The organism is Sphingopyxis sp., from assembly GCF_040216815.1.
In the GTDB taxonomy this organism is placed as follows: Bacteria; Pseudomonadota; Alphaproteobacteria; order Sphingomonadales; family Sphingomonadaceae; genus Sphingopyxis.
The window spans coordinates 360,738-376,955 of the sequence record NZ_JAVJOJ010000009.1 but is presented as its reverse complement, the minus strand read 5'-3'; the positions used below and the strand labels follow the sequence as shown (position 1 = coordinate 376,955).

Sequence of the window (16,218 nt, the reverse complement as noted above, 5' to 3'; positions counted from 1 at the left end):
AACGGATTGGTTTTACGAGGAAATCGACCGATGGCTTGATCACGGAACGTAGCGATTCCCACGAGTTGATGCGAACCCGATCAGGCATATGAAAAGCAGTCCATCGCTTTTGAAGCGCAGCTGTTTCGGCAGAAGCGCGGGACGAGATGATGAAGGGCTTTTCAGGTGAGGCCGGCCCCCGAAAGGGGGCCGACCAAACCGTCGCCGGATTGTGCCGGCGTGCATCGCAACGCGTCGTTTTGCGGGCTGCTGATCGCAAGAGAAGCGGACCGGGATGAAGCGGGGCGGGGCGCGCGGAACAGAACCGGATAGTGGGGGTTGGCAGCGATGCCGGCCCCCATTTCGTATGCGCGCTTTTCGTGGCTGCGCCTGGCGGCACCTGTCCAAGCGAAGAGTACCGCGCGCTTCACCCCATTTTTTTCGGGATGTGTGATGATCGTCACACCGCGGTCAAATCGGGCTGCCTAATCGGGCCCTGCGACCCGGAGACGTTCCGCTTAAGGAACCGATCCCCCTTTTCCCGGCCGCGCCCCGATGGGCCGGCCGGGAACCTTTCGATCCCTTTCGGCATTGTTTGTCCATCGCCCACGCGAGCCTTCGCCGCGGCGGAGCGTTCCAGTTGAGGCCGGAGGCCGTCAGGGCTCTGGCCGGTTCAGGGAAGGGATATATCATGATTGGTTTGATCGTTACTTTGATCGTCGGCGGCATCATCGGCTGGCTGGCCAGCATCGTCATGCGCACCGATGCGCAGCAGGGAATCATCCTCAATGTCGTGGTCGGCATCGTGGGCGCGTTCCTCGGCAATTTCCTCGGCAGCTTTTTCGGCATGGGTGCCAGCCTCGACACCTTCAGCCCGATCGGCCTGCTCTGGGCCTTTATCGGCGCGGTCGTGCTTCTGGGCATTATCAACCTGATCCGGCGGGGCAGCGTACGCTGACCATCATGTGTGGCGCGGGCGTGCCGGCGCGCGCCTTCGCCATTCCGCTAGGTGATTTCAGATAATTGCGTTACCAACAAGCAGCCTGCAAAGCCGGGCGGCCACAGATCATAGGGGGTTATCATATGCTTACCTGGATTATCGCTATCGTCATGGGCGGCATCATCGGCTGGCTCGCCAGCATCGTGATGCGCACCGACGCCCAGCAGGGCATCTTCCTCAACATCATCGTCGGTTGCGTTGGGTCGATCCTCGGCCGCTTTCTGTTCGGCAGCTTTCTTGGCGGCGGACATCTGCGCGGCGATGCCTTTGACCCGATGACCTTGCTCACCGCCTTTATCGGGGCGATTATCCTGCTCGCCGTCGTGAATCTGATCCGACGCGGGCGCGTGCGCTGATCCCGCCCGCATAGCCCGGCTGCTTTGCGGCTGGCGATGAAAGAGGGTGGCCGCCCAAGGGGCGCGCCGCCCTTTTTCGTGTGCGCAACCACTGGAAATTACGCGAAGTTCATATTATGGAGCGCGCGCCGGGGGGCATGGGCGCGACGACGCATCGCCTATTGCATGTGGTGATTTAATTAGGTAATACACCTCGAAAGAGGTTTGGTCCTGCCGTGCGGGTCTTTTGGGGACGGGCGCCTGCGTGCGCCGTGTCGACGCCGCGCGATGCCAGGGAGGGATTTCGGCGTGAACTACGAACGGAAAGTGGATTCGATGGACAGCCTGGCGGGGACGCAAAGCTTTTACGAACAGGCCGACGACAGCCGGCGCAAGCGCACGCGGCTGATCGTCGCCGTCGTGCTGATCGTGCTGGCGCTCGCGGCTGCCTATTATGCCTTCTCCGGCGGGAAGGGCGCGGCGGCCGATGCCGGTGGGCAGCAGGCCGCGGTGCCGAACGTGACGGTGGTTGTGCCCGGCCGCGTGTCGGTCGAGGCGGCGATCGCCGCGAACGGGACGATCGCGGCGCGCCGCGAGATGCCCGTCGGCGTCGCGGGCGAAGGCGGGCAGGTCGAGCGCGTGCTCGTCGAGCCCGGCCAATGGGTCGGTGCGGGCCAGACGCTTGCGGTGATCGATCGTTCGGTCCAGTCGCAGCAGGCGGCCAGCCTCGCGGCACAAATCCGCGTCGCGCAGGCCGATGCGAGCCTCGCGCAGGCCGAACTCGAACGCGCCGAGGCCCTCGTTTCCCGCGGCTTCATTTCGAAGGCCGATATGGACCGCAAGCGCGCGACGCGCGATGCTGCCAACGCGCGCGTTCGCGTCGCACAGGCGCAATATGCCGAAGCCACGGCGCGCAACGCGCGGCTCAACATCATCGCGCCCGCGGCGGGTCTGGTGCTGACGCGCCAGGTCGAACCCGGACAGATTGTCGGCGCGGGCAGCGGGGTCCTGTTCCGCATGGCGCGCGGCGGCGAGATGGAAATGCTGGCGCAGATGGCCGAAGCCGACCTGGCGCGGGTGCGTGTCGGCACGCGCGCGACGGTGACGCCGGTGGGGACCGATGTGCAGATTGCCGGACAGGTCTGGCAGGTGTCGCCAGTCGTCGACATGAATACGCGCCAGGGTACTGTACGTATCGCCATTCCCTATTCATCGGTGCTGCGTCCCGGCGGTTTCGCGGACGCGCGCCTGATCGCCGGTACCGCCGAGGCGCCGCTGCTTCCCGAAAGCGCGGTCCAGAGCGGGCCCGAGGGCAATTATGTGTTGATCGTCGGCAAGGACGACAAGATCGAGCGCAAGCCGGTCAAGGTCGGCACGGTCAGCGACGCCGGTGTGTCGATTTCGTCGGGGCTTGCGGGCAACGAGCGAGTGGTGACGCTGGCCGGCGCCTTCCTCAACGTCGGCGACAAGGTGAAGCCGGTGATGCAGAAATCTTCGCAATAATAATCGCCTCATCGGCATCGTATTTGCACAAGGGCGCCTGAGTCATGAGTTTCCGCAACATTTCCGCGTGGTGCATTCGCAATCCGGTGCCGCCAATCGTCCTGTTCATATTGTTGCTGCTTGCGGGGCTTGTCAGCTTCAACCGGATGGACGTCAACGATCAGCCCGACGTCGAATTTCCGGCGGTGCAGGTGATTGTCAGCCAGCCCGGTGCGGCGCCGACCGAGCTCGAGACGCAGGTTACCCAGCGCGTAGAGGCGGCGATTCGCGGCGTGAGCGGCGTCGACGAAATGTCGTCCTATGTCAGCGAGGGGAGCAGCCGGACCTTTGTACAGTTCGCGATCGGCACGCCGATCGACCGCGCCTATAACGACGTCAACCAGGCCGTTCAGCAGATCCGCAGCGATCTGCCCGACGGGATATTGGAGCCGCAGGTCGTGCGGGTCGACATCGCCGGCGGCCCGATCACCTATTTCGCCGTCGAAGCGACCGACATGACGCTGGAACAGCTGTCCTGGTTCGTCGACAATACGGTGGCGAAGGAATTGCTCTCGATCCCGGGCATGAGCCAGGTGAGGCGGTCGGGCGGCGTCGATCGCGAGATTCGCGTGATCCTCGATCCTGCGCGGATGCAAAGCTATGGCCTGACCGCGAGCCAGGTGAACCAGCAGCTGCGCCAGGTGAATGTGAACGCGGCGGGCGGCCGGACCGAGATTGCGGGAAGCGAACAGGCGGTGCGGGTACTCGGCAACGCGGGCAGCGCCTTTCAGCTGGGCGAAACGCGCATCTCGATCGGCAATGGCCGCACGATCCGCCTGGCCGACGTCGCGAAGGTGACGGACGGATACGCCGAACAGCGCAACCTCGCGAAGATCAAGGGGCGTCAGGTGCTGAGCTTCTCGATCGAGAAAGCGAAGGGCGCGTCGGACGTCACCGTCCACGACGAGACGATGAAGAAGCTGGAGCAGATCAAGAAAAACAACCCCAAGGTCGATTTCAAGATCCTCTTCACGCGCACCGAATATACCAAGGAACAATATCGCAGCTCGATGGCCGCGATGATCGAGGGCGCGGTGCTGGCGGTCGTCGTCGTTTTCCTGTTCCTGCGCGACTGGCGCGCGACGCTGATCAGCGCGCTCGCGATTCCGCTGTCGGCCATCCCGACCTTCTGGTTCATGGAGATGATGGGCTTTTCGTTGAACGGCCTGTCGCTGCTCGCGCTCAGCCTGGTTGCGGGCGTGCTCGTCGATGACGCGATCGTCGAGATCGAGAATATCGTGCGGCACATGCGCATGGGCAAGACCGCCTATCAGGCGTCAATTGATGCCGCCGACGAGATCGGCCTTGCGGTGGTCGCGACGACGATGTCGATCGTCGCGGTGTTCCTGCCGGTCGCGCTGATGCCGGGCGTGTCGGGGCAATTCTTCATCCAGTTCGGCATGACCGTCGTGTTCGCGGTGCTGATGAGCCTGGCGGTGGCGCGCATGATCACGCCGATGATCGCCGCCTATTTCCTGTCGGCGCAGGGCGAGCAGGATCATGCCAACGGGCCGTGGATCGACCGCTATGAGCGGCTGCTGGGCTGGACGCTCGACAGTTCCAAGCAGAAGATCGCCAAGGCACGTTACGAAGCCTTTTCGACGCGGCCGATGTTCTTCATCGTGCCGTTTGCGGCAGCCGGGCTCGCGGTGCTGGCGATGATCTTCCAATATTTCCAGCCGGTCCCGCCGGGACAGGATGCGCCCAACCCGGCGCTCCATTTCCTGCTGATGACGCCGCTTTCGGCGGTCATGGTCTTCCTGCTGACCAGCCTGCTTGCAATTCTGCTCGGCGCAATTGCCCATAGTGCTGGTATGCGCGGCGCGGCGTTTACCAGCTGGGCGAAATATATGGTCCAGCGCGCCGGTGCGCGGATGCGCGACCATCGTGTGTGGATCGTCGGCATCGGCATCCTGGCCTTTGCATCGAGCATCGGGCTGTTCATGGTCCTGCCCAAGCAGTTTCAGCCGACGATGAACAGCGACTACAGCCAGATTCGTTACGAGCTGCCGCCCGGATCGACGCTGGCGCAGAGCGAAACGATCGCGGACCAGATCAACACGATCCTGCGCGAGGACCCGGTGGTCGAAAATGCCTTTTACGACGTCAACGTCGGCGGGGGTAACGCCTTTCTGACGCTGAAGAAGGACCGGCCGGTCACGAGCGTCGAATGGGAGCGCAAGCTGCAGCCGAAGATGGCGGCGATCCCCGACGCGCGCGTCAATTTCCAGAGCCAGTCGGGCGGCTTTTCGGGCCGCGACATCACCTTCATCATCGGCGGTGACGATCCGGTGGCGCTTGATCGCCATGCGCGCAAGATCGTCGCCGAGATGAGCCGCCTCAAGGAATTGCGTGCGCCGCGGGTCGAAGGCGACATTCCGCGCCCCGAAATCATCGTCAACCCGCGCATGGACCTTGCCGCCGAACTCGGCGTGACGACCGCCGCGCTCAGCCAGACGATCCGCATCGCGACGCTGGGCGACATCGACCAGAATGCAGCGAAATTTTCGCTGTCCGATCGTCAGATCCCGATCCGCGTGCTGCTGTCCGAAGATTCGCGGCGCAGCCTCGCAACGATCGAGAATCTGCCGGTGCCGACGTCGCGCGGAACCACCGTGCCGCTGAAATCGGTCGCCGAGATCGGCTTTGGCGCCGGTCCGACCGAACTGCGCCGCTATAATCAGACGCGGCGTATCGTGATCGGCGCCGACCTGGCGCCGGGGCTGGTTACGGGCGATGCGCAGAAGAAGATCGATAAACTGCCCTCAATCGCCAACATGCCCCAGGGCATCCGCAAGGTGATCCAGGGCGACGCCAAGTGGCAGGCCGAAATGATGACCAATTTCATGGTCGCGGTCGTGTCGGGGCTGTTGCTGGTCTTTGCGACGCTCGTGCTGCTCTATCGCCGTTTCCTGTCGCCGCTCGTCAACATGTCGTCGCTGCTGCTCGCGCCATTGGGCGGGCTGCTCGGGCTGCTCGTCACGGGCATGGAGGTGTCGATGCCGGTGTTCATCGGCCTGCTGATGCTGCTGGGCATTGTTGCGAAAAACTCGATCCTGCTGATCGATTTCGCGATCGAGGAAATGGACAAGGGCATCGGCAAGACCGCGGCGTTGATGGACGCGGGGCGCAAGCGCGCGCAACCGATCGTGATGACCACGGTGGCGATGGTCGCGGGCATGGTGCCCACCGCGCTCTCGCTGTCGGGCGATGGCGCGTGGCGCGCCCCGATGGGCGTCGTCGTGATCGGCGGCCTTATCCTGTCGACGGTGCTGACCCTGCTGATCGTGCCCGCAGGCTTCAGCCTGGCCGACAGCATCGAAAAGCGTCTCGGCGGCTTCTTCTCGCGCAACCTGCTGACCTATAGACCCGGCGACGACACGCGGCCGCATGGCGCGCCGACGCCCGAACCGGCCGAATGACGTGAACAAGGACCGGCGCGGCGAGGGCGCGCGCCGGTTGCAACCTTTGCCGCGTTTCGCCATTTGGTTTGCATGACCGACCTCGCTTCCCGCCGGCCGATCGGCGTCGCCATCGCGGCGCGACCCTCCAACATCCGCATCCTTGCCACGGGGATGCTTGTCGTGATGGCGATCGTCTTTGTCGGCGCCAAGACCTATCAGGACGTGCACCCCGCGATCGGCTTTATCCGCGCATTTGCCGAGGCAGCGATGGTCGGCGGGCTTGCCGACTGGTTCGCCGTCACGGCGCTGTTCCGGCATCCGATGGGACTGCCGATTCCGCATACGTCCATCGTCCCGCGTAACAAGAACCGTATCGGCGATACGCTCGCGCGCTTCCTGCTTACCAACTTTCTGCTGCCGCGGCTGATCGCGCGCAAGATGGTGGCGGTCGATGTCGCGGGCGCGGTCGGCAAATTTCTGTCCGAACCCGCCGAGGGCGGCGGACGCCTGCGGCTCGGCGCGTCGCGGATCATCGCCGACGGGCTGGGCGCGCTCGACCAGCAACGCCTTGGCGGCATGGTCAAATCGGCGATCGCGGACCGGCTGCGCGAACTCGATGTCGCGCCGCTGCTGGGACAGGCGCTTCAGGCCGCGCTCGCCGAAGGGCGGCATCAGCCGCTGCTCGACGCGATGGTCAAATGGGGGTCGAAGACGCTGGAACTCAACGAGCATCTGATTCACCAGATGGTCCACGACAACAGCAACGCGATCGTGCGCTTCACCGGGCTGGACGAGAGTATTTCGAACCGCATTGTCGCCGGGCTGTCAAAGCTATTGAGCGAAATGGCGGTCGATGAAACGCATCCCCTGCGCCTCCGCGTCGAGGAGGGGCTCGCCAAAATGGCGCTGGACCTGCAGCACGACCCCGAAGTGAAGGCGAAGGTTGCGCGCGTGCGCGACGAGCTGCTCGAAAACAAGGCGGTGAAACGCTGGCTCGACGGATTGTGGGAACAGGGGCGCAGTGCATTGCTGAAGGCCGCGCGCAACCCCGACACGATGCTCGCGGGACGCATCGGCGAACTGGTGACGCAATTCGGCACGATGCTGGGCGAGGACGCGCATATCAAGCGCACGCTCAACCGCTATGCGCGGCGTGCGGTCGTCGGCATGGTCGACAGCTATGGCGAGGCGGCGCTGAAGCTCGTTTCCGACACGATCCGCGGCTGGGATGCCAAGACGATCACCGACCGGCTGGAAAATGCGGTTGGCGACGACCTGCAATATATCCGCATCAACGGCACGCTGGTCGGCGGGTTGGTGGGGGTGGCGATCCACACCGTGGATGTGTTGATCTGATCCCTTAGCGGCAGGCCGCAAGCCCCTCGCGAAAGCTTGGATAGCGGGGTGCCCACCCCAGCCGGCGCTTTGCCCGCCCGTTCGCGACGCGGCGGTTCTCGGCATAGAAGGCCCGCGCGGCCGCCGACAGGCCCGCTTCGTCGAGCGTTTGGAGCGGCGGGAGCGGCGCACCGAGCAGCGCGCACCCCCATTCGACCAGACGGTTCTGATGGCAGGGTTCGTCGTCGGCAAGATTATACGCCCCCGCCGGCCCCCGGAACGACGCGAGCACGCCTCCGGCAATATCGTCCACATGGATGCGGCTGAACACCTGGTCGGGCAGGGCGATCCGGTGCGCGCGCGCTTCGGCGATACGCTCGAGGATCGAACGGCCCGGACCATAGATGCCCGGCAGGCGAAAAACGCGGACGTCGCTCCGCAATGCCTGCCACGCCGCGTCGGCAGCGTTGCGGGCCGCGCGGCGGCCCCTGACCGACGCGCTTTCGTCGACCCACGCGCCCCCGGTGTCGCCATAAACCCCGGTCGAGGACAAATAACCCGTCCAGATCGCGGGGGCGAGGGCGATGGCGTCGCCATAGCGGGCGAGCACCGGATCATGCCCTTCGGCGGGCGGGACCGACGACAGGATATGCGTGGCGCCGCGCAGCGCGGCGAGCACGGCCGCTTCGTCGTCGAAACTAATCGTGCCGCCGCGTCCGTCCCGCGTCGTTCCCGTCACGTCCCACCCGCGCGCGCCGAGCCGCGCGGCGAGATGCTCCGCCGCATAGCCCATTCCGAAAATCAGCATCTTTGCCATCGCGCCTCTTATTGCGCGTTCGCCGCGCGGTGCCTAGACCGGAGGGATGACCGACGCCTCTTCCACGCCCGCCGTTCCCGTCACCATCCACCGCGGCGACTATCGCGCGCCCGAGTGGCAAGTTCCCGACGTGGCGCTCGATTTCGCGCTGGGCGTCGACGAGACGCGGGTGAGCGCCGCGCTGGCGGTTGTACGCCACGCCGATACGCCCGCGCCGCTGGTGCTGCGCGGCGACGGTCTGACCCCCGCGGCGGTGCGCGTCGATGGCGAAGCGTGGAACGACTGGCGAATGGACGGCAGCGACCTGGTCGTCGACCTGGGCGACCGCGCGGCGGCGACGGTCGAGGTCGATACGGTCATCAACCCTGCAACGAACACGCAGCTGATGGGCCTTTATGCTTCGAACAACATGCTGTGCACGCAGTGCGAGGCCGAGGGATTCCGCCGCATCACCTTTCACCCCGACCGACCCGATGTGCTGAGCCGCTACAAGGTGCGCATGACCGGGGACAAGGCGCTTTTCCCCATCCTGCTGTCGAACGGCAATTGCATCGGCCGCGGTGAGGGCGGCGGCGGGACGCACTGGGCCTTGTGGGAAGATCCATGGCCCAAGCCTTCCTATCTCTTCGCCCTGGTTGCAGGCGACCTGGTCGTCAATCGCGACAGTTTCGTCACCATGTCGGGGCGTGAAGTCGAGCTGGGCATCTGGGTCCGCGCGGGCGACGAGGCCCGCACGGGCCATGCGATGCAGGCGCTCAAGAACAGCATGAAGTGGGACGAGGCGGTTTATGGCCGCGAATATGATCTCGACCTGTTCAACATCGTGGCGGTGGGCGACTTCAACATGGGGGCGATGGAAAACAAGGGCCTCAACATCTTCAACACCCGCTATATCCTGGCCGATCCTGACACGGCGACCGACATGGATTATGACGGGGTCGAGGGCGTCGTCGCGCACGAATATTTCCACAACTGGTCGGGCAACCGCGTCACCTGCCGCGACTGGTTCCAATTGAGCCTGAAGGAAGGTTTCACTGTTTACCGCGACCAATGTTTTTCCGCCGACATGGGATCGGCCGCGGTCAAGCGGATCGAGGATGTCCGCCTGCTCCGCGCCGCGCAATTCCCCGAGGATGCAGGGCCGCTGGCGCATCCGATCCGTCCCGACAGCTATCAGGAAATCAGCAACTTCTATACCGCGACCGTCTATAACAAGGGTGCCGAGATCATCCGCATGATGGCGACGATGGTGGGGCCCGAGCGTTTCCGCAAGGGCACCGACCTGTATTTCGAGCGCCACGACGGCGAGGCCGCGACGTGCGAGGATTTTGTGCGCGCGATCGAGGAGGGCGCGGGGATTGACCTAGCCCAGTTCCGCCTCTGGTACGGACAGGCGGGTACGCCGCGCGTCACCGCGCGCATCGACACCGACGAGGCGACGGGCGAGCGCATATTGCATCTGACGCAATCGGTGCCCCCGACGCCCGGCCAACCCGACAAGGCGCCGATGCTGATCCCGCTCAGGATCAAGGCGTTCGGCCGCGATGGCGGTGCTGGCGACGAAGCCGAGCAGTTGGTGCTGCTGGATGCCGCCGAAATGGCTGTCCCGCTGGGCCGGCATCGCAGCCGGCCGGTACTGTCGATCAACCGCGGCTTTTCAGCGCCGGTGATCGTCGACTTCGCGCGCGACGAGGGCGAGCTTGCGTGGCTCGCGGCGCATGACGACGATCCCTTCGCGCGCTATGAGGCGTTGCAGCAGCTGATGCTCGATACGCTCGTCGCTGCGGTGTCGGGCGATGCGCGCGGACGGCAGGCGGTGATCGACGCGGTCGCGGGCACGCTTGCGGCGCGCGCCGACGATCCCGCCTTTGTTACCGAAGCGGTGCTGCTGCCGAACGAAGCGTTCATCGGCGACCAGATGGTGACGGTCGATCCCGATGCGATCCGCCGCGAACGGCTGGCGCTGCAGGCGGAGATCGGCGCCGCGCTGGAAGGCGAATGGCGCGCGATCCTGAACGCTCCGGCGCCGCCCGCGACCGACCTGTCGCCCGCGGCCAAGGGCGGGCGGCGGCTGCGCGGCGTCGCGCTTGCCTATCTCGCCGCGACGGGGATGGACGACGTCCCGGCGCTGGCCTTCGGGATATTTTCGGACGCGGACGGGATGACCGAGCGGCAGGCGGCGCTCGCGACGCTGGCGCATGGCGACAGCGACGAACGCGCGCACGCGCTGGACATTTTTTACCAGCGTTATCGCGACAACCCGCTCGTGCTCGACAAATGGTTCCAGGTGCAGGCCTGGTCGCTTCGCCCCGACACGGTCGACGCCGTGCGCGCGTTGGCCGAGCACCCCGACTTCACGCTGACGAACCCCAATCGCGTGCGATCGCTCTATGGCGCGTTCACGGGCAATCAGGCGGCGTTCCACCGTGCCGACGGGGCCGGATACCGGCTGATCGCCGACCTGGTCATTGCGCTCGATCCGAAAAACCCCCAGACCGCGGCGCGGATGATCCCGCCGCTTGGCCGCTGGAAACGCTTCGACGAGGCGCGGCAGGCGCTGATGAAGGCCGAGCTTGAGCGCATCCTGGCGCAGCCCGGCCTGTCGCGCGACGTCACCGAACAGGCGTCGAAGAGCCTGCTGGGGTAGGGGGTGGAGGATTCTCGCCATCAGTTTAGCCGTCATCCCGGCGCAGGCCGGGATCTCGTCGGCACGTAAAAAACAGAGGGTGAGATCCCGGCCTGCGCCGGGATGACGGTAGAAGGGATGTCGTATTCCGGCTGCAACCCGCCCAAGCCGCTTAATTGGCAGCGAACAGCTTGGTCCCCACGACCCCGATGACGATCAGCGCCATGAACCCGGCCTGCACCAGACTCACCTTTTCGCCGAACAGGATCGTGCCGCCGATGATCACGCCGACCGCGCCGAGCCCGGTCCAGATGGCATAGGCCGTACCCGCCGAGATTTCGCGCATGGCAAAGGCGAGCAGCGCCATGTTGAGAAAGCTGAGCGCGATCGGCACGATCGACGCCTGCCACGTACCGAGCGTCGCGGCCCATTTCAGGCTGAGGGCCCAGCAGATTTCGGTGAAAACGGCGATGGCGAGGATGATCCACCCCACGGGCACGTCCTTTCAAGTCGGCGGGCTCGTCGGAAAGGCGCGGGCCGGAAACCCGAAAGAGGCCGTGCGCGCCGGGGCCGATAGACCGCGCCGGGCGCCATGGCAAGCCCGTCAGCGCGCGGCAACGAAGCCGAGCAGATCGGCGGTCAACCGCTCGACATGGGTGAGCGGCAGGCCGTGCGGCGCCCCCTCGTAAACGTGGAGCGTCGCTTGCGGCAGCAAGGCGGCGGTCGCCCGGGCGGTGAGCGCCAGCGGCGCCGAGACATCGCGGTCGCCGTGGATCAGCAGCGTCGGCACGCCGATTTTCCGCACGTCGGGGCGAAAATCGGTCGCGAAATTCGCCGCGGCAAGCTGCGCCGCGCCCAGCAGCGACGTCGACATCATCATATCCTGTCCCCAGCGGACCATCGAGGGTGACGTGTCGGACGTGAAGAAGGGCGGCGTGTTGGCGGCGATCCACGCGGGGAAGTCGCGCGCGAGCAGCGCCGCACCCCCGGCGAGCGCCGCGGGGTCGACACCCGCCGGATTGTCGGGGCTTTTCATCAGAAAGGGCGTGATCGTTCCGACCAGCACGACGCGCGCAATGCCGCGCCCGCCGTGGCGTGCGAAATAGCGCGCCACCTCGGTCCCGCCCATCGAATGCGCGACGATCGTTGCGTTCTCGATCCCGAGCGAACCGATCACCGACGCCAGATCGTCGGCGAGCGTGTCATGGTCGTAGCCGCGCCCCGGATCGGCCGATCGCCCGTGCCCGCGGCGGTCATAGGCGATGGCGCGATAGCCTTTACGCGCGAGGCCGAGCATCTGATAACCCCAGAAATCGGACGGGAGCGCCCAGCCCGACAGGAACAGCACCGGCTGACCCGCGCCCCAGTCGCGGACGAAGAGCGACGTTCCATCCTTGGCGGCGACAAAGCTTTCGGCTGCACGCTTCGCCGATGTCGCGGCGGCGGCACGTCCCGGCGCGAGCGTCATCGTCCCCATCGCGGCGAGCGCGGCGGCCGAAATCATCTGGCGTCTGTCCATCTGTCCCTCCATCGTCCGATGAAGCGGATTTAGCGCGCCATGCGCTCCGGTGCGATTACGTCAGACGTAATCGAAATCGCTACGGCGGAGGGACGAATTTCTATTCGCCGAGCCATCCGGCGACGTCGACGGCGACACGGTTGGCGGCACGCGTCAGCGCCTCGCCCACCGGCTTGGCCTCGACCTTGCCGCCGATCGCCTCGCGCGCCTCGAACCGCCGCTGGGTGACGGTCTTGCCGCCCGCCGACACAAGCATCGCCTGATAGACGACGAGCGCCTCGTTCGACCGCGCATCGACGCCGAACTCCATGAGCTGCCCCGCGAGCTGTTCACCCGGCGCGGTCAGATATTGCCCCTCGTCGAGCACGACGCGCGACGTGCGCGCGGCGACGGTTTCGGACACGAGCCGCTGGAACAGGCGCTGCGGCGCCTCGACCCACTGCGCTTCCTTGACATAGGCGACGCTGGCGTCGTCCTGCTGCACCGGGATACGCGTCGTTCGCAGCTTTTGGGGCGCGGTCGGGATCAGGATCGTCAGCGTCGAGGCGTCGGCCGCGGTGCGCGCGCTGCCGGCCGCGGGCGCCGCTTCGGGATCGAGCGTGAGCAGGAAGGGCGGCGGTTTGCCGCCCAGGCTGAAGCAGGCCGACAGGGTGGCCGCGCCGGCAAGCGCGAGCAGCGGTGTACGGATGCGGCGAATCATGGCGGTCCTCATTCCTTGTAATCGGGAAGCTTGCTGCCCGCGATCACCGCGCCGGCGCCTTGCTGGTCCAGCTTGTCGGTGAGGCTGGAGAGCGAGGCGGAGGTGCGGCGAAGGTCACGGATCAACGCATTGGCTTCGGGTATCGTCGTCTCGCTGAACGTCTTGAGGCCGGGGCGGGCGTCGGCGATCGCGCTTTCGAGCGTCTGCATCGACTTGTTTGCGGACGCGAGCGTATCGCGAAGGTTGCGCATCGCGGGGTCGACGTTGCGGTCGATCGTCCCCTGCGTCGCTGCCGCGAGGCTTCCGATCTGTTCGGCCGCCTGACCCGCCTGCTGGATCGCGATACGCGTATCCGCGAGCGCGCGTTCGAGCGCGGGGCCGTTGCGCGCCAGCGTCGCGGTCGTCGCCTCGACATTGTCGAGGATATTGGCGAAGCTTTGCTGGTTGCGGTCGTCGGCAAGCTCGGCGAGCCGCTCGGTGAGCGTCGAGAGGCGTTGCAGCAACTGCGGCGCCGTATTGAGGATTTCGCCCAGCCCGCCGACGCGCGTTGGGATCACCGGCTTGCCCGCCGGCCCCCTGTCGGTGATCGGGGGCGCGCCCTTCACCGCGCCGTCGAGCGCGATCTGCGAGACGCCGGTAAAGCCCACGCCTTCGAGCGCCGCGGTCGTGCCCTGCAACACCGGGACATTTTCATTCACTTCGATGCGCACGCGCACGAATTGCGGATCGTCGGGCCACAGCGCGATTTCGCGCACCTGTCCCGCGGGGACGCCGGAGAATTGCACCTGTGCGCCCTTGTTCAGCCCATCGACCGATTGTTTGAAGAAGATGTCATATTCGCGCTTTGCGCCGCCGCTGTCGTTCGCCAGCCAGACGACGAAAAAGGCGAGCGCGGCGGTGAAGAGAAGGACAAAGGCCCCGACGAGGACGTTGTTCGAACGAGTTTCCATCAGCTATCCTATCGCGCGGCGGCGCTTTGGTTCCCGCTCGCTGCGGCGCGGCCGCGGGGTCCGTTGAAATAATCCTGTATCCAGGGATGCTCGGTGGCAAGCAGTTCGGGGATAGTGCCGACCGCGATCACCTTTTTTTCGGCGAGCACGGCGACGCGGTCGCACGTCGCATAGAGCGTGTCGAGGTCGTGCGTGATGAGGAAGACGGTGAGCCCCATCGTGTCGGCAAGCTCGCGGATCAGCTCGTCGAACTTGGCGGCGCCGATCGGGTCGAGGCCCGCGGTCGGCTCGTCGAGGAAAAGCAGCGCGGGGTCGAGCGCCAGCGCGCGGGCCAGGCCGGCGCGCTTGACCATCCCGCCCGAAAGCTCGGCGGGATATTTGGGTCCCGCGTCGGGCGGCAGGCCGACCATCTGGACCTTGTAGGCCGCAATCTCGTCGAGCAGCTTTGCGTCGAGCCGGGGGTAGAATTCGCGCAGGGGAACCTGGATATTCTCGGCAACACTCAGCGTTGAAAAGAGCGCCCCGCCCTGAAACATCACGCCCCAGCGGCGGCGGAGGTCGCGCGATTCCTCTTCGTCGGCGATGGTGTCGAGCGTCTTGCCATAGACCTCGATCTCGCCCGCCGTCGGGGTTTGCAGGCCGATGATCGAGCGCATGAGCACCGACTTGCCCGTCCCCGAACCGCCGACCACGCCCAATATCTCGCCCGAATAGACGTCGAGGTCGAGCCCGTCGTGAATCACGGCGTCGCCGAACTGGTTGCGAAGCCCGCGGATGCAGATCGCGCGATCGAACTTCTCGGGACGCACCGCGTCGGCGGCGGCGAGTTCCTCGCGGATTTCGGTTTCCTGCTCCTCGGCCATCAATTCCACCCGAGGGACGAGAAAAAAACCGCAAAAAGGGCGTCGAGCACGATGACCAGGAATATGGCGGCGACGACCGCCGACGTCGTGCGCTGGCCGACCTCTTCGGCGTTCTGGCGCACCTGCATCCCTTCGTAACAGCCGGTGACGCCGATCAATATGCCGAACACCGGCGCCTTGATCAGCATGATGTAGAAATCGGTCATCGGGATGATTTCGCGCAGCCGCTGGATATAGGTGAGCGGCGGGATGTCGAGCCCGATCCAGACAAAGGCGCCGCCCCCCGCGATTGCGCACAGGCTGGCATAGAAGCCGAGCAGCGGCATGGTGATCGTCGAGGCGGCGATGCGGGGCAGCACGATCGCCTCCATCGGCGAGACGCCGATCGTGCGCATTGCATCGACCTCTTCGGTCAGCTTCATCGTGCCGATCTGCGCGGCAAAGGCGCTGCCGGAGCGCCCCGCAACCATGATCGCGGTCATCAGGAGGCCGAGTTCGCGGATCGACGCCCGCCCGACAAGGTTGATGGTGAACACCTCCAGCCCGAATTGTTCAAGCTGGACCGCGCCCTGCTGCGCGATGACGATGCCGATCAGGAAACTCATCAGCCCGATGATCGGTAGCGCGTCGACGCCGACCGTCTGGAACCGCGTCACGATGGCGTTCCAGCGCAGTCGCCGCCGCGCGCGGATCTGGTTGAATAGCGCGACGATCATTGCGCCGAAAAATCCGACGATGCCGAGCAGCTCGTGCCAGATCGCGACGCTGGCATCGCCAACCTGTTCGAGCATCCGCACCCATGCCGGGCGCCGGTCGCGGTGGACGCGATATTCGCTCTTGTCGCTCGCGAGTGCGTCGAGCAGGCGCTGGGCGTCCGTACTGGCACCGGTGATTTTCGCGCCATGTTCGGCGGCGGTGCGCGTCACGACCCACGCACCGACCGTATCGATCCGGTCGATTGCCGACAGGTCGAGCGTTGCGATCGGGCCGAGCGCCTCGATCCGCGCCGGCAGGTCGCCAAGGCGCGCCAGTGTCAGGCGGCCGGTAAAGCGAATCTCGGCGCCCCCGCTCCCCTCGCTATGTTCGAAATCCGCTCTGGCCACCATCGTGCGGGGGACATTGGATTATTTGCCGGGGCACGGCAAGCG

General features: G+C 65.7%; 13 protein-coding genes. 6 read left to right on the top strand and 7 right to left on the bottom strand.

From position 1 onward, the window contains the following. Positions 1 to 673: 673 nt before the first annotated feature. From RIA72_RS12330 to RIA72_RS12310, 5 genes are all read left to right on the top strand, one after another. On the top strand, positions 674 to 937 hold the full coding sequence (locus RIA72_RS12330; RefSeq protein ID WP_063132299.1) for a GlsB/YeaQ/YmgE family stress response membrane protein: 264 nt from the start codon (positions 674 to 676) through the stop codon (positions 935 to 937). A 125-nt stretch (positions 938 to 1,062) separates the two neighbouring features. Beyond that, the gene (locus tag RIA72_RS12325) at positions 1,063 to 1,335 is read left to right on the top strand and encodes a GlsB/YeaQ/YmgE family stress response membrane protein (RefSeq protein WP_350032352.1); all 273 of its coding nucleotides are present in this window, start codon (positions 1,063 to 1,065) and stop codon (positions 1,333 to 1,335) included. A gap of 315 nt (positions 1,336 to 1,650) precedes the next feature. After that, positions 1,651 to 2,817, top strand: a complete 1,167-nt coding sequence (locus RIA72_RS12320) for an efflux RND transporter periplasmic adaptor subunit (protein WP_350032817.1) — start codon at positions 1,651 to 1,653, stop codon at positions 2,815 to 2,817. A gap of 44 nt (positions 2,818 to 2,861) precedes the next feature. Continuing rightward, the gene (locus tag RIA72_RS12315) at positions 2,862 to 6,278 is read left to right on the top strand and encodes an efflux RND transporter permease subunit (protein ID WP_350032351.1); all 3,417 of its coding nucleotides are present in this window, start codon (positions 2,862 to 2,864) and stop codon (positions 6,276 to 6,278) included. Positions 6,279 to 6,350: 72 nt separating this feature from the next. Further along, the gene (locus RIA72_RS12310) at positions 6,351 to 7,616 is read left to right on the top strand and encodes a DUF445 domain-containing protein (RefSeq protein WP_350032350.1); all 1,266 of its coding nucleotides are present in this window, start codon (positions 6,351 to 6,353) and stop codon (positions 7,614 to 7,616) included. A 4-nt stretch (positions 7,617 to 7,620) separates the two neighbouring features. On the opposite strand, the gene RIA72_RS12305 is transcribed toward RIA72_RS12310, so the two are convergent. Further along, entirely contained in the window at positions 7,621 to 8,412 is a 792-nt protein-coding gene (locus RIA72_RS12305; RefSeq protein WP_350032349.1) for a Rossmann-fold NAD(P)-binding domain-containing protein, read from the bottom strand. 46 nt (positions 8,413 to 8,458) lie between these two features. Here RIA72_RS12305 and pepN point away from each other — a divergent pair, with 46 nt between their 5' ends. Next, positions 8,459 to 11,059, top strand: coding sequence for an aminopeptidase N (gene pepN / locus RIA72_RS12300; protein WP_350032348.1), 2,601 nt, complete (start codon positions 8,459 to 8,461; stop codon positions 11,057 to 11,059). Between the two features lie 151 nt (positions 11,060 to 11,210). Here the strand turns inward: pepN and RIA72_RS12295 are convergent, their stop codons facing one another. From RIA72_RS12295 to RIA72_RS12270, 6 genes are all read right to left on the bottom strand, one after another. Then, on the bottom strand, positions 11,211 to 11,531 hold the full coding sequence (locus RIA72_RS12295) for a DMT family transporter (protein ID WP_350032347.1): 321 nt from the start codon (positions 11,529 to 11,531) through the stop codon (positions 11,211 to 11,213). A gap of 111 nt (positions 11,532 to 11,642) precedes the next feature. Beyond that, positions 11,643 to 12,557, bottom strand: coding sequence for an alpha/beta fold hydrolase (locus tag RIA72_RS12290; RefSeq protein WP_350032346.1), 915 nt, complete (start codon positions 12,555 to 12,557; stop codon positions 11,643 to 11,645). A gap of 100 nt (positions 12,558 to 12,657) precedes the next feature. Then, complete coding sequence (locus tag RIA72_RS12285; protein WP_350032345.1) at positions 12,658 to 13,257, bottom strand: ABC-type transport auxiliary lipoprotein family protein; 600 nt, start codon at positions 13,255 to 13,257, stop codon at positions 12,658 to 12,660. 8 nt (positions 13,258 to 13,265) lie between these two features. Further along, the gene (locus RIA72_RS12280) at positions 13,266 to 14,207 is read right to left on the bottom strand and encodes an MlaD family protein (RefSeq protein ID WP_350032344.1); all 942 of its coding nucleotides are present in this window, start codon (positions 14,205 to 14,207) and stop codon (positions 13,266 to 13,268) included. A gap of 8 nt (positions 14,208 to 14,215) precedes the next feature. After that, on the bottom strand, positions 14,216 to 15,070 hold the full coding sequence (locus tag RIA72_RS12275) for an ABC transporter ATP-binding protein (RefSeq protein ID WP_350032343.1): 855 nt from the start codon (positions 15,068 to 15,070) through the stop codon (positions 14,216 to 14,218). Continuing rightward, positions 15,070 to 16,176 (bottom strand): ABC transporter permease, encoded by a 1,107-nt coding sequence (locus RIA72_RS12270; protein WP_350032342.1) that lies wholly within the window; start codon positions 16,174 to 16,176, stop codon positions 15,070 to 15,072. The genes RIA72_RS12275 and RIA72_RS12270 overlap by 1 nt, the downstream gene beginning before the upstream one ends. Positions 16,177 to 16,218 lie beyond the last annotated feature (42 nt).